We start from the raw sequence: 17,848 nt of genomic DNA, 5'->3' as shown, positions 1-17,848 counted from the left end.
GTCCATTTGGACAAACCCGCCGCTCTTTTCTTTTGCCCTTATGATAAATACAATCGTACGCAACTGGACTTATAATAGTTATTAAGCTGTAGTGCATATTGCACCCAGAAATAATTTACAGGGAAAAGGAGATTTTCAAAATGAGAAAGCTTTATGAACAGGACATTATTGAGATTCTGTATGGTGCGACCCTGCTGGGCGCAGGAGGCGGCGGTTCCTTGAAGCAGGGCCTGGATATGATCCAGGGTCTGAAGGATGACGGTGAGCAGATCGAGCTGGATCTGCTGGATGTCAGTGAGATGAGAGATGACGCATACGCCGTCATGGTGGCGGGCTTGGGCTCTCCCGTGGCAATGCTCGATCCCGATATGCCCCGCTTTGGCCCCGATGCCGTGTTTGCCTACCGCGCATTCCAGAAGGCATTTGCCGCCGAGGGCAAGAAGCTGGAGTACCTCTATTCCGGCGAGATGGGCGGTTTTAACACTTTCACCCCCATGTTGGTGGCGATCCTGTCCGATAAGGATCCTGCCAAGCGCATCAAGTTCGTGGATGCCGATGGCAACGGTCGCGCTGTTCCCGAACTGAACACCACCATTAACGCGTTCTATGATCATCCCCCCAAGCCCATGGGCATGGGCAGCCTCTACGGTGATGAGATCATCGTCTATCCCACCACCGACCATTCCGGTGAGCAGATCGCCCGTCAGATGTGCATGCTTTACAATATGCGTATCGGCTTTGCCACATGGGGCATGAACAAGGAAGAAATCACCAACATTCTGGACGTGGGCTGCGTTACCAAGGCTCAGAAGATCGGTAAAGCGATCCTGACCGCCAAGGAGACCGGCAGTGATGTTATGGATGAACTGAAGAAGGCCTTTGAGGTTCGCGAGTTCTGCCGCGGCACCATCGAGAAGCTGGATCTGCGCGCTGAAGGTGGTTTCGACTTTGGCACCACGGTGATCAAGGGCGACGATGGTCATACCTACTACATCGACTTCAAGAACGAGAACCTCATCCTGCGTGATGAGAAGGGCGATACCATCATGACCGCTCCCGAAGGCATCGGCATGATCGATCTAAACAACTGCTTCCCCCTGACCAACGCCGATACAAAGGAAGGTATGCGTGTGTTGGTGACCATGACCCCCGCACATCCCAACTGGTGGGATGAGGATCACAAGGCCTATACCTGCTGGCTGCCTGAGCTGAAGAAGGTCGGCATGAAGGGCGACCAAGTTCGTTACTAAGCTGCCATTCTTCGGGGAGGTGTCCATTCTCTCGGCACCTCCCCTCTCTACCCCGCAAACTATTAAAATGAAAGAAGGGAATACATAATGGACGAGAAGAAAACCTCCCTGGTGGAAAAAATCACCTTGACAAGCGTTCCTGCCGACCAACGCAAATCATGGCCCAGCATCGCCTTTATTTGGGCAGGCTCTGTGATCTGCATTCCGGCGCTGCTGGTAGGCAGCCTGATCTCCGCCGGTATGAACTTCAAACAGTCGGCGCTGTGCATGGTCATCGGCTATGTGCTGGTGGTCTTCTATATGTGTCTGATGGGCATTCAAAGCTCCGATCTTGGTCTGCCCGCCACTGTGGCAATCTCAAGAGCCTACGGCAAACGCGGCTCGTCGTTCCTCGTCTCGCTGGTCATCGCCGTGTGCATGATCGGCTGGTTCGCGGCGCAGACCAGCCTGTGTGCCAGCTCCTTCTGCAACATTATGAGCGTCTACTTCCATGTAAACTTCCCCCTATGGCTGTCTGTCATCATCTGGGGCTGCCTGATGTTCATTACCTCCGTCTACGGCGTGAAGCTCATTGAGTTCCTGAATAAGGTATCCGTCCCCGCGCTGTTTGTTATGCTGATCTGGGGCGTGATTTCCTGCCTGATGAAGGGCGCCGTCGCCACGGTGTCGGCGTATGAGCCGCCGGCATTCCTCGGCTGGACCTACGGGATCACCCTCGCAGTGGCTGGCTTTGCCTCCGGCGCTATCTGCTGCGGCGACTACACCCGCTACTGCAAGAGCCGCAAAGACACGATCCTTTCCAGCGTGGTGGGTGTACTGCCCGCCGGTATCGGTGCGCTGCTGATCGGCGCGTTTCTGTCCCTCGCCGCCGGCAGCTATGATCTGTCCGTGGTGTTCTCCAGCTTTGGTCTGCCCATCGTGGGTATGCTGGTACTGATTCTGGCCACATGGACCACCAACACCGGCAACGCCTATAACTCCGGCATTGCCATCTGCAATATGTTCTCCCTGAAGGACAACATGCGCTCATGGATGACGCTGCTGGCGGGCGTGATCGGTACACTCCTGAGCCTGCTTGGCTTCGCGGATGCCTTCAATAACTTCCTGAACATCATCGCGGCGCTGGTCCCGGCGGTGGCGGGCGTGGCCATCGCGGACTACTGGATCATGGGCAGGGGACGTCCCGACCTGTGGGAGCCGTTTGATGGCGTGAACTGGATCGGTGTGGTGGCGTGGCTTGTCGGCGCTGCCGTTGGCAAGTGGGGTACGTTCTTTGTCCCCACGCTGATGGGCATTGTGGTGGCAATAGTTGTTTACTGCCTTGGCGCGCTGCTCATCAAGAGCGAGAAGATCAACCCTATTTATGTAATGAAGCTTAAACTTGCACAGTCTTCTAGAGAGGAATGAATTGCAATGAGTGTCAAGATCCTGAATCTGCTTCCCGTCACGGGGGATGTGTTTACACCGGAAATGTTCAAGTATATGCGCAAATATTTGGAGCCTGATACGGAAGTACAGACGTATCAGATCACTTCCGGGCCTCCCTCTATCGAATGTGAGTATGATGAGGCTTTGGCTGCGCCGGATGTTCTGAGGTTGGCCAAACAGGGAGAGGAAGACGGCTTCCATGCAATCTTTATCAACTGCTTTGGCGATCCTGCGGTAAAGGCAGCACGTGAGTATGTGGACATTCCTGTTTTTGGCGGCTTTGAGCCAGCAACACATATTGCACTGGGACTTGCCGATAGTATTTCCATCGTGACGGTGTTGCCGAATGTGGTACCCAATGTGGAGGGGAATGTATCTAAGGCCCGGTTGAATGGCCGCATTGTCAGCATCCGCAATGTAAACATCCCAGTAGAGGAACTGCAAGATCATGAAAAGCTCTGTAAGGCACTGGCCGAACAGTCTCTTCTTGCTATCCGCGAGGATGGCGCACAGGCGATCGTTATGGGCTGCACAGGTATTGTAGATGTGGCCGAACGCATCAAGCATGATCTGTTGGCTGAGGGCTACGATGTTCCCGTCCTGGAGGCAGCGCAGTCTGCTTTAAAGCTGTGTGAGGTATACGCCAAAATGGGGTTGCGGCAGAGCCGTTTGACGTACATGACCCCACCGGAACGAAAGTAACAGGAGGAAAAAAACATGAGTGTGCTTGCTAATTACGAGCCAAAAAGCGTGTTCTCATATTTTGAGAAGTTCTGCACTATTCCCCGCGGATCAGGCAACACAGACGGCATAGCATCCTACCTGATCAGTTTTGCTAAAGAGCACGGACTGGAGAGCTACCGGGATGCGGCAAATAATGTGATTATCCGCAAGCCCGCCAGTGCAGGGTACGAAAACGCTGATACGATTATTCTGCAGGGCCATCACGATATGGTCTGCGAGAAGAACGAAGGCGTGGACTTCGACTTCCTCACCGACGGTATCCAGATTTATGTGGACGGCGATGACATCCGAGCCAAGGGTACAACACTGGGCGGCGATAACGGTATTGCTGTGGCAATGATCCTTGCGATCCTGAGCGATGACTCTTTGGCACATCCTCCTATTGAAGCCCTTATCACTGCCGACGAGGAAATCGGAATGCTTGGCGCGTTTGCTCTTGACTGCACCAAGCTGACCGGTCACAAGCTGATCAATCTGGACTCTGAGTATGAGGGTGTACTGATGTGCAGTTGCGCTGGTGGTGTGAATGTGCGCGGCAAGCTGCCTGTCTCCTTTAAGGAGGCTACGGGAACTGCTGTGACCGTTCAGATCAAGGGCCTTACCAGCGGTCACTCCGGCGTTGAGATCGACAAGTGCCGTGCCAATGCCAATGTACTTATGGGCCGTCTGCTGACTGAGTTGAGCGAGAGCACCTGCTACAAGCTGGTCGCTCTGGAGGGTGGCGCCCGTGAAACGGCTATTGCCCCTATTGCTTCCTGCGTGATACTGGCTGATGATGCCGCTGCAGTGGTACAGAAGGTCTTGGAGCTAGGTGCCGTGTTCGCCAAGGAATATGCTACCACCGAGCCCAATATGGTCGTTGATGCCGCTGCTGGTGATACCAGAACAGTATCTGCATTGACCTGTGCCGACACGAAAAAGGTTGCCAAAATGCTGGTGGCTCTGCCCGACAGCGTACAGGAAATGAGCGTGGACATGCCTGGCCTCGTCCAGACTTCCACCAACCTTGGTCTGATGAAGCTGACTGATAGTGACATGACCTTCTCCACCACGACCCGCAGTTCCATGACTACCCAGAAAGAATGGATCGTCCGCAAGGTGCGCGCCATTGTGGAACTGGCCGGCGGAGAAGTGACAGTGGACGGCAACTATCCCGGCTGGGCTTACAACCCCCATTCCGTGGTGAAGGATACCGTACTGGTATGCTATAAGGAACTGTTCGGCAAGGAAGCCACCGTGGATGCTGTACACGCCGGCATCGAATGCGGCCTGTTCTCTGACAGTATCCCGAATCTGGACTGTGTATCCATCGGCCCCAACATGGGTGATGTTCATACTCCTAATGAGCACCTGAGCATTGCCTCCACAGAGCGTACCTATCGACTGCTCTGTGCTGTTTTGGCAAAGAGCAAGTAATTACTCTCTAACTTGCATCGTTCATTTCTAGGGGTCCTGCCCTGTTCTTGCTACCTCTAACTTCGGGGCAGGCCCCTCTCTTTACGCGATTATATCTGCGATGCTGTCCGCCAAGTGTTTTATAACACCGACCGGGGTATCCTCTAAATTCACGCCGCAATGCGGCATCAATCATGGAGGTCAGTATCATGAATAACAAGTACACATTACCCGTTCCTGCGCCCCATCATTTTTCTTTTGCTGTCCGCGACATCCCCGATGTGACGGTAGAACAGCGTGAACGTGTGCTGAAAGCACTGCACTACAATGAGTTTGCTTTCCCCGCTGGCATGCTGACGGTGGACATGCTCTCCGACTCCGGTACCACTGCCATGACCAACCACCAATGGGCAGCTCTCTTTATGGGCGATGAAGCCTATGGCCGCAATACCGGCTATTATGTGCTGCTGGATACATTTCGCGACATCTTTGAGCGCGGCGGCGAGAAGAACTGGAAGAAGATTCTGGATCTGGTCCGTACCGACTGCCGCGATGTGGAGAAGATGATAGAAGAAGTCTATCTCCGTGAGTATGAGGGTGGTCTCTTTAATGGTGGTGCTGCCCAGATGGAGCGCCCCAATACTTTCATCATTCAGCAAGGCCGTGCTGCCGAATCTGTGCTGATGGAAATCGTGAAGAAGATTCTCGCCGAGCGTTATCCCGGTAAGATCTTCACCATCCCCTCCAACGGTCACTTTGACACCACTGAGGGCAACATCAAGCAAATGGGCTCTATCCCTCGCAATCTGTACAATAAGCAACTGTTGTATGAGGTTCCCGAGGACGGCCGCTATGAGAAAAATCCCTTTAAGGGCAATATGGACTTGGATAAACTCCAGGAGCTCATTGATGCTGTTGGTGTAGATAATGTCCCGCTGATTTTCTCCTGTATCACAAACAACCCCGTCTGTGGTCAGGCCGTGTCCATGGCCAACCTGCGTGCAGTCAGCGAGATCGCGCATAAGAACAACATCCCCTACATTCTGGATGCTGCCCGCTGGGCTGAGAACGCGTATTTCATCAAGAAGTTCGAAGATGGATATGCCGACAAATCCATCGCCGAGATCGCTACCGAGATGTTCTCCTACTGCGACGGCTTCTGCATGTCCGCCAAAAAGGACGGCCACGCCAACATGGGCGGTATGCTGGCCTTCCGCGACAAGGGCCTATTCTGGAAGAACTTCTCCGACTTCAATGAAGACGGGACCACGAAGATGGACGTGGGCGTTCGCCTGAAGGTCAAGCAGATCTCCTGCTATGGCAACGACTCCTATGGCGGCATGTCCGGCCGTGACATTATGGCGCTGGCTGTTGGTATGTACGAAAGCTGCGACTTCAACTACATGGAAGAGCGCGTGGCACAGTGCAACTATCTGGCTGAGGGCTTCTACGATGCCGGCGTCAAAGGCGTGGTGCTGCCCGCTGGCGGCCATGCCGTCTATATCAATATGGATGAGTTCTTCGATGGCAAGCGCGGTCACGACACCTTTGCCGGTCAGGGCTTCTCCGTCGAGCTGATCCGCCGCTACGGTATCCGCACCTCCGAGCTGGGTGACTACTCCATGGAGTACGACCTCAAGACGCCCGAGCAACAGGCAGAGGTAGCCAACGTGGTACGTTTCGCCATCGACCGCAGCCGTCTGACCAAGGAGCATCTGGACTATGTCATTGCTGCTGTAAAGGCACTCTATGAGGATCGTGAGAGTATCCCCAATATGCGTATTGTTTGGGGCACGAACCTGCCTATGCGTCACTTCCACGCATTTTTAGAGCCCTATCCCAACACCTGATGTTGTGTGTGGAGATAAAGCTTTTTTGTAGCGGCAACGAGCATCCGATTTCTTCCCTCATCCGCCGTACACTGGTGGAGGTAAATGCTACAGACTGCCCTTCTCATGAGATCGCGTATCTCTATGGCAAATATGAACCTGATACGATTGCAGAAATCGCAAAAGCGGGTCATACCTATGTGCTTTGGCATGATGGTAAGATTATCGGTTGCGGCTCGGTAGTTCCTGATGAGAATACGCCAGAGATCGTTGCCGCGTTCTTGCTTCCAGAGTATATAGGGCGGGGGTACGGACGGAAGCTTTTTGAAGTGTTGGAAAGTGATGAACTATGCACAATTGCAGGTCGCGTATGGCTCACATCTTCTGTGACCGCCACGCCATTCTATGAAAAGATGGGCTATACTTACCGCTTCGGCTATCGAAACAGTGGCGGTGAGGACAACCTAATCGAGATGGAAAAGAGTTTGTGATTAGAATGGCCATTTTTTCTCTCCCTACGGAATTGGGCACCTCTCTACGTTGCTTGCGTAGGTAGGTGCTCAATTTTTTCGAAAAAATATAAAAATATCAATAACAGGAGCGTATCTGATTCTGAACCGAAACATCAAGCGCGGAAACCGGCTCATCGCAGACAATGAGTGCTGGGTCGAGGGCGATGGCGCAGGCAATACCTATCCTCTGGCGTTGCCCGCCGGAGAACTTGTGGAGGTAGCGGAAGAGGAACTCCTCCGGGATACCGACGTCGCGCAGAAGCGAGGGCACGCGTTCGGTCATTTCCTCCCTTGTGTGGCAGAGCTTGTGCGTTTTCAGCGGTCCGCCACAATGTCGCGCACGGTCATGCGCGGATTAAGGGAGGCGTAGGGATCCTGAAATATGAGCTGCATACGACGACGGTATGGGCCGAAGTCATTCTCACTAAGCGCGGTGATATTAGTTCCGCCGAACGTTATCTCTCCAGACGTCGCCTTTATGAGCCGGATAAGCGCTCGTCCAAGTGTCGATTTGCCGCAGCCGGACTCACCCACGAGGGCAAGAGTTTCACCCTTGAATATCTCAAGTGACACGTCGGAAACGGCGTGTACTTTTTTTCTGTTTTTCAGAGTGAACTCCTTTGCCAGCCCCTTGGCCTCAAGCAGAATTTCGCTCATAGATGCACCTCCGGTATGCTGATACAGCGCACAAGATGACCGGGAGATACCTCTTTTAGCTCTGGCACGGCATTGCAGCAGCTCGGACGCCTGCACATTCCGTAAATTCCGCCGCAGTCCGGCGGGGCGGTATAGGTAAAAGGAGCGCCTGCCCCAGCAGAAAGTGGAGCGGCAGCAGGCACGGCCCCTTGGGCGACAGCCGCCGGTTCAGCTGCCGGATGTCGGCGAGCAGCGCCTCGCGGTTCTCGCAGGGGCAGGGAAACAAGCTCCCCGTCTTGATGTCCGCCAGCGTGGGCGCGCCCTGCCTGACTAGTATTTCTTCGGACATTTGCTCTCGCCTCCTTTGAATGTTTATTGGTTAGCATGCTCTAACCATATAGTCCTTGAGAAGCCGCCCGAAGGCGGCTCTTCAAAGATCACCGACTACTTCTTCAAGAACGGGAACGGCTCCTTCTTTTCGCATATCTTCGTTTGGATATCCCCCGTGGCATAACCGGTGGCGTCAATGACAGCGCGAAAGGCTTTTTCGTCCAGCGGCTCCTGAGAGAGGATCACCGCCTGCCGCCGCGCCCCAATGCCATGGTTCTCATCCAAGTAAGCCTCAGATGCAGACCAGCATTGCTGATGTCATCGACGCTTTACTTTCTTCCCACCAGCAATGTTGAGCCGCGAAGCATCAGGCGTTTGGCCTCCTTCGACATCATGAAGCTGCCGTCGGTCGTGTCGAGCAGCTCCACGCGCTCATATCCCATGTCCCTGAGCTTTTGGACAAATGCCTGCATATCGCCGTATCTACGGGGCGACATCAGGTCATGAATGGCAAATGTCCCGCCCTTTTTCAGCACACGCAGCGTCTCCAGCAGAAGCTGCTGCTTGTCCTTCCCCGTGATATTGTGATAGACATAGTTGCTGGTCACCGCGTCGAAGCTCTCGTCGGGGAAATCCAGCTTCACGGCGTTTCCGCGCCGGAACGAAGCATTTTTCACGCCCTCCGCAGCCGCGTTTTTTTCGCACAGCGGCAGACTGAAGGAGGCATATTCCTTGCCCCAGCGGTCAATGCCGACCATTTTCCCCTGGGGATTGCGCTTTGCGCAGGCAATGGCCAGCGCACCGCTGCCGCAGCCGATATCCAGTCCCACGCCGCCCTCCGGCAGCGTGATCTGCTCCGCCGTACCGTCAATGATCTGCTTTGAGAGCTTGCGCTCGCCGTCATAGGAAAAGCTCCGATAGGCATATATGCACCACTCGCTGTACTTTGCACAAACGACAAAGGCAATGCCGAACACCACGCTCAACACGACGCGCAGCTTTCCGCCCACACCGATGCCGAATATGCCGAAAGCAAGCAGCAGTGCAAGGGACAGCATCGTTCCCGCGATGAGTGAAAACAGCATTCCCTTGGGGATCCAGTTTTTGTAGTCAGGCTTCATTCTTGGGACTCCTTTCTTTTCTAACGGTCTTCATGCAAAAATCTCAGTGGTCGTCGCCGTGTCCCAGCGTTTTCGTTCGATGCCAGATGAGCTTCGGATGCAGACCGGCGCAGCTGATGTCATAGCTGTCGCAAAAGCAGCGGCACCTCCGCGCCTATCCCAGCGCCACATCCAGCGTCATCATGACGCTGAAGCCCGCGGCAAAGAAAACCGTGCCGATGTTGGAGTGCTTTCCTTGTGACATCTCTGGGATCAGCTCCTCCACCACCACATAGAGCATGGCGCCCGCCGCAAAGCTCAGAAAATACGGCAGCGCCGGGATCACCAGCTGCGCCGCAAGAATCGTCAGCACCGCGCCGATAGGCTCCACCACGCCGGAGAGCATGCCGCCGAGAAATGCCTTACCCTTGCTCTCGCCCTCCGCCCAGAGCGGCATGGAGATGATCGCTCCCTCGGGAAAATTCTGAATGGCGATGCCAAGGGACAGGACAAGCGCGCTTGCCGCCGTGATCTGTGCGTTCCCCGCGAGGAAGCCCGCGTACATCACGCCCACCGCCATGCCCTCCGGGATGTTATGCAGTGTCACCGCCAGCACCATCATGGTGGTGCGGCCGAGCCTGCTTTTCGGTCCCTCCGCCTGATTGCTGCCCACATGAAGGTGGGGAATCAGCCGGTCAAGCAGGAGCAAAAACAGCACGCCGACCCAGAAGCCGATAAAGGCCGGGAGGAAGGACAGCTTGCCCATGCCCTCCGACTGCTCTATGGAGGGGATCAGCAGGCTCCAAATCGACGCCGCCACCATCACACCGGCGGCAAAGCCGGCAAGGGCACGCTGCACCAGATCGCCAAGGGATTTTTTCATAAAGAACACGCAGGCCGCGCCCAGTGTTGTACCCAAGAAGGGAATCAGCATGCCGAGAAAGGTTTCCATTTGCTTCATTGCTTCCTCGTATCGCTCGCTCAGAGAGCGGCGCATAGATATCCCAAATCTTCTTTTGTCCCCGCTTTAGCAAGTGGTGATTCCTTTCATCAATTCCCTTGGGGAAACACTTCTGATCTGCTCCGGCGGGATGCGCGCCGGATATCTGCCCTTTTCCAGAATACCGGTCAGGTACTGATTATCCAGGATCATATCGTCCCGAATGAGCTGCCAATTCGCTTTTTTCCTGTAAAGAATCTTGAAAATCAGAAAATTCACCACCGGCCCTATGACCGGCGCCTGCACGCCAAAGCTCTCCGTATGGCGAAAGCGGCAGCCCGTATCGGTCCGCTCTCCCTCAAATGAGATGACGGCAGTTTTTTTATCGCTCTCGAAGGCAAAGGAAAAATGATCCTTGTCCCTTTCCGCCCGAATGATCGTGCCGGTGACGTCATAATCCATGCCCATGACGATTTCATGAAAGCGCACTTTATCTCCGGCTTGAATGCCGCCGCTGAGCAGTTCGCATTCCAAATGCAGCGGACTCCACTTGACGAACTCCTCCTCAAAATGGTCCACCCACCACTCCAGCTTTTCAAAAGGGGCGGCGATCTCTGTTGTTTCGGTCAATGTTACCATATGCTTTTCTCCTTCATCGTGCTTTTTCTCCTTCATCCGCGTCTTTTCCCTGTTTGTGTCCATATATGTCCCGTGCCGGCACGCCGTAAAGCCTATGCTGCACAGGGAGCCCGTAATCATCCACGCCACAAAGCGATAGATGTCGCGCCAATCCCCGCCCGGCAAGCGCCGAAGCCGTTTATCGGGGCTTCCCCTCCTTTTCTTTGTTCAACCTCCAGGTTTCTGCCGTCTCGCTTTTAGTTAGCGCATTTTAACTAATTGGCAGAAGAAACGGCAGACTATTTTATGAGTAGTCTGCCTTGAATCCGCCTTGGTCAGACACCGGCCTTGGCTATCCCAGCGCCACATCCAGCGTCATCATGACGCTAAAGCCCGCGGCAAAGAAAACCGTGCCGATGTTGGTGTGCTTTCCCTGCGACATTTCAGGAATCAGCTCCTCCACCACCACATAGAGCATGGCGCCCGCCGCAAAGCTCAGAAAATACGGCAGCGCCGGGATCACCAGCTGCGCCGCAAGAATCGTCAGCACCGCGCCGATAGGCTCGACAACGCCGGAAAGCACGCCGCCGAGAAACGCTCGGCCCTTGCGTTCCCCCTCCGCCCGGAGCGGCATGGAGATGATTGCCCCCTCGGGAAAATTCTGAATGGCGATGCCAAGGGACAGAACAAGCGCGCTTGCCGCCGTAATTTGCGTATTTCCCGCGAGGAAGCCTGCATACACCACGCCGACTGCCATTCCCTCCGGGATATTATGCAAGGTAACAGCCAGCACCATCATGGTAGTGCGCCCGAGCTTACTTTTCGGACCCTCGGCCTGTTCACTTCCCACATGAAGATGGGGAATCAAACGGTCAAGCAGGAGCAAAAACAGCACGCCGACCCAAAATCCGATAAAGGCGGGGAGAAAGGACAGCTTCCCCAAATCCTCCGACTGCTCAATGGCGGGGATCAGCAAGCTCCAGATGGACGCCGCCACCATCACCCCGGCGGCAAAGCCCGTAAGGGCGCGCTGCACCGAAACACCGAGTGATTTTTTCATAAAGAACACGCAGGCCGAGCCCAGCGTTGTACCCAAGAAAGGGATCATGATTCCAAGAAAGGTTTCCATTTGTCTCACCGCCTTTGCATTGCAGTATTATTTGTTTCTTCGATAGCCCGCCTCGTCCCTGTATTCGGGATGCTCTTTCAGATACGGGTCTTTATCGCCGCAGATGGTATAATCGCATCGGCAGCCGTCCACGCAGGTGGTCGTCCGCACCAGCCTTGCGTGGAGCATCTCCATAGATGCATAGTCCACATTACACAGGGCGGGCATAATATCCGTAAGACCGTGCTTGATAGCAAACTCCGCTGCTGGGCACGCCGTAAATTCATAATAAATAGGCTTGTCGGTTTCATAAGGCGCAACCGACATCTCGTAATCGTGCCATTTGTCGCAGCCGCCTTTCGCCCGTACAAACGCCCTGTACATCAACTTCCTCCAGAACGGCTTGTTGCAGTCCACAAACCGCAGCCTGCGGAAGATCGGCAGGATCAGGTTTTCCTCCATCTCCTCGATCTCGCGGAAGGATGTGACAGCTTTGCAGACCGTGTAATAGCTCATGATGGCGATGCAGTCGTAGGTGCCGCCTACGCCGTTGTGGAAGTTCCGTTTGCCGCCCAAGTCGGTACGCCAGTCGGAGAGAAATTCCGCATACCGCTGCTGTACCTGTTCCCATATCGTCTCCCGCTCCGCTTCCGGATAGTGCAGGGCGATTTTTGCCCGTATCTCTTTCTTGCAGGGCTTGGAATACAGCACATGGCATTTGCGGTCAAATAGGAGCTTCTTGTCCTTCATCTGCCTGCTTCTCCCTCATTTCCGTGCCGTAACGCACAGCCAGCTTTTCTTTTTGTGTATCTGGACATCGTGAAAGCCCGCCTGCTCCAGATACGTCTTCAGCTCGGCGTCCTTGTAGATGGTCATGCCGCCGATGATCTCCGTCCACTTCTCGTCCTTGTCCGAGTCGCCGTTGCTTTCGTTGCAGATGAGAAATGTCCCGCCGGGCTTCAGCACCCGGTAAACCTCCCGGAAGCACTGCGGCAGATCGGGCCAGAAATAGACAGTCTCAAAGGCTGTGACCGCATCGAACCAGTCCTTTGCGAAAATGATACGCTCCACGCTGCCCTGCCACACCACGCAGCGCCCCTCCTGAATTGCGGCTCGGTTGAGGCTTCGAGCCTTCTCCACGCTGACGGGGGAATAGTCAATGCCCTTGACAATACCCTGCGGACATTTTTTCAGAAGTCTCTTCATGTTCACCCCGCCGCCGCAGCCGCAGTCCAGCACCTTGGCGTCCGGCGCGGCATTCAGAAATTGAAGACCCCATTGAGCCACGGCACTGTGCCCGACATTCATCATAGCGACCATGAGCTTCCCGCCAAAGCCTACGGGCTTGCGGGTGTTTTCAAAGAATGACATATCACACCTCCATTTTTACACACTCGGCATAGGTCAGCGGGAACGAGGCTTTCAGCACAGCGCTTTTCCGCACCGTCCAGCTGTTCTGCCTTAGGAAGCGCAGGTATTCCTCGCTCGTCCGCCTGCTGTGGAGAGGGAAGCCTGCCAGCTTCATGAAAAATGCCCTGACCTTGCCGGAAAACGAGTTTCCCGCGTGGGTGAAGGTGGGCGCGATGAGCACACCGTCGTCCTTCAGCACCCGGCGGATCTCGGCAAGGGCTTTCTCCGGCTGCGGCACGATGTGCAGTGCGTTGGATACGATCACCACATCGAAGGACTTGTCCGCATAGGGCAGGCGGAACATATCCTGCACGGAAAAGTGCAGCTTCGCCGAGCGGTTGTCCCGCTTGGCCTCTGCAATCATCTCCGCGGAGGCGTCCGTCGCCTCGATGTGCGCCGCCGCGTTCACGATGCTTTTTGCGATCAGCCCCGTGCCGGTGGCAAGCTCCAGCACCGTTTTGTGACGCACGATTGGCTGAATTAGCGCATACATCTCTCCATACGCCGCCCCATCCTTTCGCATAAAGCGGTTGTACCGACCGGCATTTCTGTCCCAGAAATTCTTATGTTCTCGTTTCAGGCACATCGCCTCCCTCCAAATCAACTTAAAGCATCGAGCTTCTTCCTGAAATAGAGCGCCAGGCTGCAGATCAGCGTCAGGCTCCCAAAGAAAACGAGGATATGCGGGATATGGAAATACACAGCCAGTGCAGAGTAGATAAAGGATGCAACCGGCATGGAGGCCTGCATCATGGCGGTAAGAAATCCACTGATGCGCCCCATCATCTCCTTTGGAACGGCTTTCATCACAGAGCTTCCAATGACAACGTTCAAAAGTCCCCCTCCAAAGCCGATGGAGAGCATACTGAGTGTGAGAATCCCCATTTTCAGAACCGGCGTAGACAGGCTTTGGGCGATGCTCATTTCAATCAGCGCCGCGCCCATAATAACGCCTGCGGCGACTGCAATGACAGGGGTTTTGATCTTCCCGAGCTTGGGAAGCAGCGCAGATCCCGTTATCATGCCAACAGACGTCAGTATTTTGATATACGAAAGCGTCTCAGGCCCCATTTTCAGATAGTCGGATACATACGGCGTCTGAAAAACGGTCAACGGCATGATGCCGAAGTTGATCAGCAGCCCTATCAGGCTCACCGTCTGAATCGTCCTGCTTGCACGGATAAATCTAAAACCCTCCGCAAAATCCTGAATCACACCTTTTACCGTCTGCTTTGCGCCCTGCAGGTTCTCCTTATACCGTATCGACCATATGATCGCAGACGATATCAGAAATGTCGCCGCATCGATCCACAGAGCGCCGACAGCGCCTATTAGCGCGATCACGCCGCCCGCAAGCATATAACCGACCAGCCCCGATATTCTTGAAACAGAATAGTTGGCGGCCTTTCCCAACGTATAATACTCCTTCTCCAGCAATTGCGGCAGGATTGCGCCGCCGGCAGGAAGGCGAAAGGCCTCCACCGTGGAGGTGGCCAGTGTAAAAACCACGATGAGCGCCGGGCTTAAAAGACCTGTGGTGTAGAGCGTCACAATTGCCGCAACAAACACAAAGCGCAGCAGGTCGGCAAGCGCCATGACCCTTTTTTGCTTATGCGATCTACGAACGCACCCGCAAAGGGCGTGAGAAAGACGGTCGGAACGAAATTCAGACCGACCACGAGCGCCATCAGCGATGCGCTGCTGGTGATCTCATACATGATCCACGAGTAAGCGATCACATCTATGGAATCTCCGAAGCGGTTGATCGTATCGGCTAAAAGAAGCTGGATGTATTGCCTTTGAGACAAAAGCTGTCGGTACTCTTTCTTTTCCATATTACACCTCCGGAATCGGAAAGCGGAGGAACAGTCTCTCTGCTATGGGGCGGCTCAGCAGCATACTCGGCTCTGCATACCGCATCACTGCGCACATCCGAACCATGCGATAGTAGATGGGGCGGCTTGCGCAAAAGGGCTTATTGTCCCCGTGCGGGCATCGGACGCGCCGTTGGCTGGCGTTTCCCGGCAGGGTGGCGCACACAGGGCAAGGCTCCTTCCGCCTTGTCCCATGTGCGCCACGTCCACACCGGCGCAGCATGAGGGTAACGATTTCAATCTACTTTTCCTTATTCAAGAGTCATGTTCCTTTCTGCTCTGTATTTCAGTTAGCCATCTCTAACCGCTTGGTGGAAGAAAAGGCAGGTCGCCTGTGTGCAGTCTGCCTTGGCTTCAGTCGCATATCAACCTCGGTTATCACAACGCCGTTGTCAGCGCAGGGGCCGGCAGCGGTTACTCAAGTAACTGATATGTACTGCTTCCGGCCATCATCCCTCATGCCGATCCGGTGTATCGGCTCTTTTGCTCTTGCTGTTCCAGCGTGTCCAGCAACTGGCTTATGCTCTTTTTCCCGAACAGCACCTTTTCGCCGTTCAGCACGAGACAGGGTACGCTCATGACATTATACGTTTCCTTCAAGGCGGGAAAGTGGTTCAGATCGTATGCCTCAGTTCTGACATTGGGGTTGAGGGCGGCTATGTGCTGGGCTGCAATCACCAGCTCCGGGCACATGGTGCAGGACAGCGAAACGAATATCTGCATATCTGTCGGTGCATCAAGAGCCTTTATTCGGCCCATAGTTTCTCCGTCAAGAGCCTGTCCCGGTCCGGCCACGTTATAAAGCCCCATGATAAAAGAAGTAAATTCGTGCCCGCCCGGTACCCCGTGGAAAGCGAGACCGGAGTCGCTGCCGTCAGAGCGCAACACACTCACCAGCGGCATATGCTCAGCGCCTTCGGTAGATTTTCTTACTGTGAGTTTGGGTGTGAGTCGTGCAAGCTCCTCCATATAGGAGCGGAGTTCCTCTGAAATAGCCTTCTCGTCAAGGTAAAGTTCCAGTATCAGGGGCTCCTGCATCCTTTCAAATACTGCCTCAAGCTGCTGCTTTACCTGCTGCGGGAATATCCCCTCGGGCCGAGCCTCGCCGCCGGGTGCCGCCTTCGCTTCTTTTATCTCAGGCTTTCGGGGGCGAAGACCGGTTTTTTCCTGCATGGCTGCGGCATACTTTTCCAGCGCAGTCGCAGCCTTTGCGCCATCGCCCACGGCGGTGACCACCTGCCGCAGCTCCTTCACGCACACGTCGCCCGCGGCGTATACGCCCTCAAGGTTCGTCCGCTGCGAGCTGTCCGTAACGATATAGCCTCTCGGGTCAGTCTCAACTTTGTCCCGGATCAAGGCCGTTTCCGGCTCGTAGCCGGCAAACACAAACACGCCGAAGGTATCCCCATGCGGTGCGAAAACCGTTTCCTCTCCGGTTTTCAAATCTCTGTATCGCAGGCTGCGCAGCGCCGTATCGCCCGTAGCCTCCACCACTGCGGTATGGGAAAGGACAGTGATCTTCGGATGCTCTTTGGCGGCGCGCGACACAGCCTCGGCGCAGGAGAAGTCCTCGCCGCGAATCAGTACGGTGACGTGCTTTGCATAGCGGGTCAGGAAAACACTCTCCTCCGCCGCGGCAAAACCGCCGCCTATGACAAAAACCTCCTTGCCGGTAAAAAACTCGCCGTCGCAGGTGGCGCAGTAGGCTATGCCCCGTCCACGGAACTCCGCCTCGCCGGGAAAGCCTATCATACGCGGATGGGCTCCCGTGGCCAGAAGCACGCCAAAGCAGCGGTATTCTCCGCGCCCGGTCTTCACGGTCTTGACGTCCCCGTCCAGTTCAAAAGCCGTGACCTCGGCCAGCAGGAACTCTGCGCCGAAGCCCTCTGCCTGCTGCCGCATTGTGTCCGTCAATTCTCTACCGCTGGTTTTTGCTACGCCGGGATAGTTCACGATCTCATTCGTGATAGTGATCTGGCCGCCGAAATGCTCCTTCTCCACCACCAACACGCGATAGCGTGCCCTGGCAAGATAAAGGGCCGCCGTAAGTCCGGCCGGCCCTCCACCTATCACGATTACATCATAGAGCTGTTCCATCTCCATTACAGCATACCCACAAGGTCAAGGCTTGGCTTGAGGGTCTCGGCTCCGGGCTGCCACTTGGCGGGGCAGACCTGGTCGCCGTGCTCCGCCACAAACTGGCTGGCCTGAAGCCTGCGGAGAAGTTCATCGGCATTGCGGCCCACGTTTCCTGCGTTGACTTCGTATACTACGATCTTGCCCTCCGGGTTCACAATGAAGCTTCCGCGCTCTGCAAGGCCGTTTTCCTCGATATACACCTCAAAGTCGCGGCTCAGCGCATGTGTGGGGTCGGCCAGCATGGGATAAGTGATCTTGCTGATGCGCTCAGAGTGGTCGTGCCACGCCTTATGCACGAAATGTGTGTCGGTGGATACGGAATAAACCTCGCAGCCGGCCGCCTTAAACTCAGCGTATTTGTTCTGCAAATCCTCAAGCTCGGTGGGGCAGACAAAGGTAAAGTCTGCGGGGTAGAAGAAGAACAGGCTCCACTTGCCCAACACATCCTGCTTGGTCACGGTCCGAAACTCTCCGTTCTGATACGCCTGTGCGGAAAAATCGCTGATTTCTTTGTTAATAAGTGACATGATTTAAT

The 17,848-nt window shown here is 54.9% G+C and carries 22 protein-coding genes; 6 read left to right on the top strand and 16 right to left on the bottom strand.

Annotation, left to right across the window (positions count from 1 at the left end; genetic code table 11):
* Positions 1–140: 140 nt before the first annotated feature.
* The 6 genes from LKD37_RS03260 (at position 141) to LKD37_RS03235 (ending at position 7,137) form a co-directional block, all read left to right on the top strand.
* Positions 141–1,250, top strand: a complete 1,110-nt coding sequence (locus LKD37_RS03260) for an S-methyl thiohydantoin desulfurase family protein (RefSeq protein WP_302927905.1) — start codon at positions 141–143, stop codon at positions 1,248–1,250.
* A gap of 87 nt (positions 1,251–1,337) precedes the next feature.
* Positions 1,338–2,657 (top strand): cytosine permease, encoded by a 1,320-nt coding sequence (locus LKD37_RS03255; protein WP_302927904.1) that lies wholly within the window; start codon positions 1,338–1,340, stop codon positions 2,655–2,657.
* 6 nt (positions 2,658–2,663) lie between these two features.
* Complete coding sequence (locus LKD37_RS03250) at positions 2,664–3,380, top strand: aspartate/glutamate racemase family protein (protein WP_302927903.1); 717 nt, start codon at positions 2,664–2,666, stop codon at positions 3,378–3,380.
* A gap of 15 nt (positions 3,381–3,395) precedes the next feature.
* Positions 3,396–4,838, top strand: coding sequence for an aminoacyl-histidine dipeptidase (locus LKD37_RS03245; RefSeq protein WP_302927902.1), 1,443 nt, complete (start codon positions 3,396–3,398; stop codon positions 4,836–4,838).
* A 188-nt stretch (positions 4,839–5,026) separates the two neighbouring features.
* The gene (locus tag LKD37_RS03240; RefSeq protein ID WP_069431286.1) at positions 5,027–6,667 is read left to right on the top strand and encodes a tryptophanase; all 1,641 of its coding nucleotides are present in this window, start codon (positions 5,027–5,029) and stop codon (positions 6,665–6,667) included.
* Positions 6,668–6,675: 8 nt separating this feature from the next.
* On the top strand, positions 6,676–7,137 hold the full coding sequence (locus LKD37_RS03235) for a GNAT family N-acetyltransferase (RefSeq protein ID WP_302927901.1): 462 nt from the start codon (positions 6,676–6,678) through the stop codon (positions 7,135–7,137).
* A gap of 97 nt (positions 7,138–7,234) precedes the next feature.
* Here LKD37_RS03235 and LKD37_RS03230 read toward each other — a convergent pair whose 3' ends face one another.
* The 16 genes from LKD37_RS03230 to ahpC form a co-directional block, all read right to left on the bottom strand.
* On the bottom strand, positions 7,235–7,441 hold the full coding sequence (locus tag LKD37_RS03230) for an ATP-binding cassette domain-containing protein (RefSeq protein WP_302927900.1): 207 nt from the start codon (positions 7,439–7,441) through the stop codon (positions 7,235–7,237).
* Positions 7,442–7,473: 32 nt separating this feature from the next.
* Positions 7,474–7,815: an ATP-binding cassette domain-containing protein gene (locus LKD37_RS03225; RefSeq protein ID WP_302927899.1), complete on the bottom strand. Its 342-nt coding sequence runs from the start codon at positions 7,813–7,815 to the stop codon at positions 7,474–7,476.
* 55 nt (positions 7,816–7,870) lie between these two features.
* Entirely contained in the window at positions 7,871–8,143 is a 273-nt protein-coding gene (locus LKD37_RS03220) for a hypothetical protein (RefSeq protein WP_302927898.1), read from the bottom strand.
* 95 nt (positions 8,144–8,238) lie between these two features.
* Positions 8,239–8,409 (bottom strand): hypothetical protein, encoded by a 171-nt coding sequence (locus tag LKD37_RS03215; protein WP_302927897.1) that lies wholly within the window; start codon positions 8,407–8,409, stop codon positions 8,239–8,241.
* A gap of 44 nt (positions 8,410–8,453) precedes the next feature.
* Positions 8,454–9,245 carry a class I SAM-dependent methyltransferase gene (locus tag LKD37_RS03210; protein ID WP_302927896.1) on the bottom strand — a complete coding sequence of 264 codons (792 nt, stop codon included), beginning with the start codon at positions 9,243–9,245 and terminating at the stop codon, positions 8,454–8,456.
* Between the two features lie 154 nt (positions 9,246–9,399).
* On the bottom strand, positions 9,400–10,176 hold the full coding sequence (locus LKD37_RS03205) for a ZIP family metal transporter (protein ID WP_302927895.1): 777 nt from the start codon (positions 10,174–10,176) through the stop codon (positions 9,400–9,402).
* Between the two features lie 75 nt (positions 10,177–10,251).
* Positions 10,252–10,839, bottom strand: a complete 588-nt coding sequence (locus tag LKD37_RS03200; protein WP_302927894.1) for an SRPBCC family protein — start codon at positions 10,837–10,839, stop codon at positions 10,252–10,254.
* Positions 10,840–11,134: 295 nt separating this feature from the next.
* Positions 11,135–11,911, bottom strand: coding sequence for a ZIP family metal transporter (locus LKD37_RS03195; protein WP_302927893.1), 777 nt, complete (start codon positions 11,909–11,911; stop codon positions 11,135–11,137).
* A gap of 27 nt (positions 11,912–11,938) precedes the next feature.
* Positions 11,939–12,640, bottom strand: coding sequence for an L-2-amino-thiazoline-4-carboxylic acid hydrolase (locus tag LKD37_RS03190; protein WP_302927892.1), 702 nt, complete (start codon positions 12,638–12,640; stop codon positions 11,939–11,941).
* Positions 12,641–12,655: 15 nt separating this feature from the next.
* Entirely contained in the window at positions 12,656–13,261 is a 606-nt protein-coding gene (locus LKD37_RS03185; protein ID WP_302927891.1) for a class I SAM-dependent methyltransferase, read from the bottom strand.
* A 1-nt stretch (position 13,262) separates the two neighbouring features.
* Complete coding sequence (locus LKD37_RS03180) at positions 13,263–13,769, bottom strand: class I SAM-dependent methyltransferase (protein ID WP_370686851.1); 507 nt, start codon at positions 13,767–13,769, stop codon at positions 13,263–13,265.
* A 131-nt stretch (positions 13,770–13,900) separates the two neighbouring features.
* Positions 13,901–14,896: an MFS transporter gene (locus tag LKD37_RS03175; protein WP_349048714.1), complete on the bottom strand. Its 996-nt coding sequence runs from the start codon at positions 14,894–14,896 to the stop codon at positions 13,901–13,903.
* A complete protein-coding gene (locus tag LKD37_RS17700) occupies positions 14,848–15,135 on the bottom strand; it encodes a hypothetical protein (RefSeq protein WP_349048715.1) in 288 nt (95 codons plus the stop codon). Before LKD37_RS17700 ends, LKD37_RS03175 begins: the two co-directional genes overlap by 49 nt.
* Before the next feature lies 1 nt (position 15,136).
* Positions 15,137–15,397, bottom strand: a complete 261-nt coding sequence (locus LKD37_RS17695) for a nitrous oxide-stimulated promoter family protein (RefSeq protein WP_081338277.1) — start codon at positions 15,395–15,397, stop codon at positions 15,137–15,139.
* Between the two features lie 233 nt (positions 15,398–15,630).
* A complete protein-coding gene (locus LKD37_RS03170) occupies positions 15,631–17,277 on the bottom strand; it encodes an FAD-dependent oxidoreductase (protein WP_302927890.1) in 1,647 nt (548 codons plus the stop codon).
* A complete protein-coding gene (gene ahpC / locus LKD37_RS03165) occupies positions 17,277–17,840 on the bottom strand; it encodes an alkyl hydroperoxide reductase subunit C (protein ID WP_015565305.1) in 564 nt (187 codons plus the stop codon). Before ahpC ends, LKD37_RS03170 begins: the two co-directional genes overlap by 1 nt.
* Between the last annotated feature and the right edge of the window lie 8 nt (positions 17,841–17,848).

Source organism: Brotocaccenecus cirricatena, from assembly GCF_020687045.1.
GTDB lineage: Bacteria > Bacillota > Clostridia > Oscillospirales > Oscillospiraceae > Vescimonas > Vescimonas cirricatena.
This window is presented reverse-complemented; position numbering and strand designations above follow the sequence as displayed.

Excerpts from the sequence above, each read along its gene's own strand:
- LKD37_RS03260 (WP_302927905.1), top strand. The coding sequence starts at position 141 with ATGAGAAAGCTTTATGAACAGGACATTATTGAGATTCTGTATGGTGCG.
- LKD37_RS03255 (WP_302927904.1), top strand. The coding sequence starts at position 1,338 with ATGGACGAGAAGAAAACCTCCCTGGTGGAAAAAATCACCTTGACAAGC.
- LKD37_RS03250 (WP_302927903.1), top strand. The coding sequence starts at position 2,664 with ATGAGTGTCAAGATCCTGAATCTGCTTCCCGTCACGGGGGATGTGTTT.
- LKD37_RS03245 (WP_302927902.1), top strand. The coding sequence starts at position 3,396 with ATGAGTGTGCTTGCTAATTACGAGCCAAAAAGCGTGTTCTCATATTTT.
- LKD37_RS03240 (WP_069431286.1), top strand. The coding sequence starts at position 5,027 with ATGAATAACAAGTACACATTACCCGTTCCTGCGCCCCATCATTTTTCT.
- LKD37_RS03230 (WP_302927900.1), bottom strand. The coding sequence starts at position 7,441 with ATGACCGAACGCGTGCCCTCGCTTCTGCGCGACGTCGGTATCCCGGAG.
- LKD37_RS03225 (WP_302927899.1), bottom strand. The coding sequence starts at position 7,815 with ATGAGCGAAATTCTGCTTGAGGCCAAGGGGCTGGCAAAGGAGTTCACT.
- LKD37_RS03220 (WP_302927898.1), bottom strand. The coding sequence starts at position 8,143 with ATGTCCGAAGAAATACTAGTCAGGCAGGGCGCGCCCACGCTGGCGGAC.
- LKD37_RS03210 (WP_302927896.1), bottom strand. The coding sequence starts at position 9,245 with ATGAAGCCTGACTACAAAAACTGGATCCCCAAGGGAATGCTGTTTTCA.
- LKD37_RS03205 (WP_302927895.1), bottom strand. The coding sequence starts at position 10,176 with ATGGAAACCTTTCTCGGCATGCTGATTCCCTTCTTGGGTACAACACTG.
- LKD37_RS03200 (WP_302927894.1), bottom strand. The coding sequence starts at position 10,839 with ATGAAGGAGAAAAAGCACGATGAAGGAGAAAAGCATATGGTAACATTG.
- LKD37_RS03195 (WP_302927893.1), bottom strand. The coding sequence starts at position 11,911 with ATGGAAACCTTTCTTGGAATCATGATCCCTTTCTTGGGTACAACGCTG.
- LKD37_RS03190 (WP_302927892.1), bottom strand. The coding sequence starts at position 12,640 with ATGAAGGACAAGAAGCTCCTATTTGACCGCAAATGCCATGTGCTGTAT.
- LKD37_RS03185 (WP_302927891.1), bottom strand. The coding sequence starts at position 13,261 with ATGTCATTCTTTGAAAACACCCGCAAGCCCGTAGGCTTTGGCGGGAAG.
- LKD37_RS03175 (WP_349048714.1), bottom strand. The coding sequence starts at position 14,896 with ATGGCGCTTGCCGACCTGCTGCGCTTTGTGTTTGTTGCGGCAATTGTG.
- LKD37_RS17700 (WP_349048715.1), bottom strand. The coding sequence starts at position 15,135 with ATGGAAAAGAAAGAGTACCGACAGCTTTTGTCTCAAAGGCAATACATC.
- LKD37_RS17695 (WP_081338277.1), bottom strand. The coding sequence starts at position 15,397 with ATGCTGCGCCGGTGTGGACGTGGCGCACATGGGACAAGGCGGAAGGAG.
- LKD37_RS03170 (WP_302927890.1), bottom strand. The coding sequence starts at position 17,277 with ATGGAGATGGAACAGCTCTATGATGTAATCGTGATAGGTGGAGGGCCG.
- ahpC (WP_015565305.1), bottom strand. The coding sequence starts at position 17,840 with ATGTCACTTATTAACAAAGAAATCAGCGATTTTTCCGCACAGGCGTAT.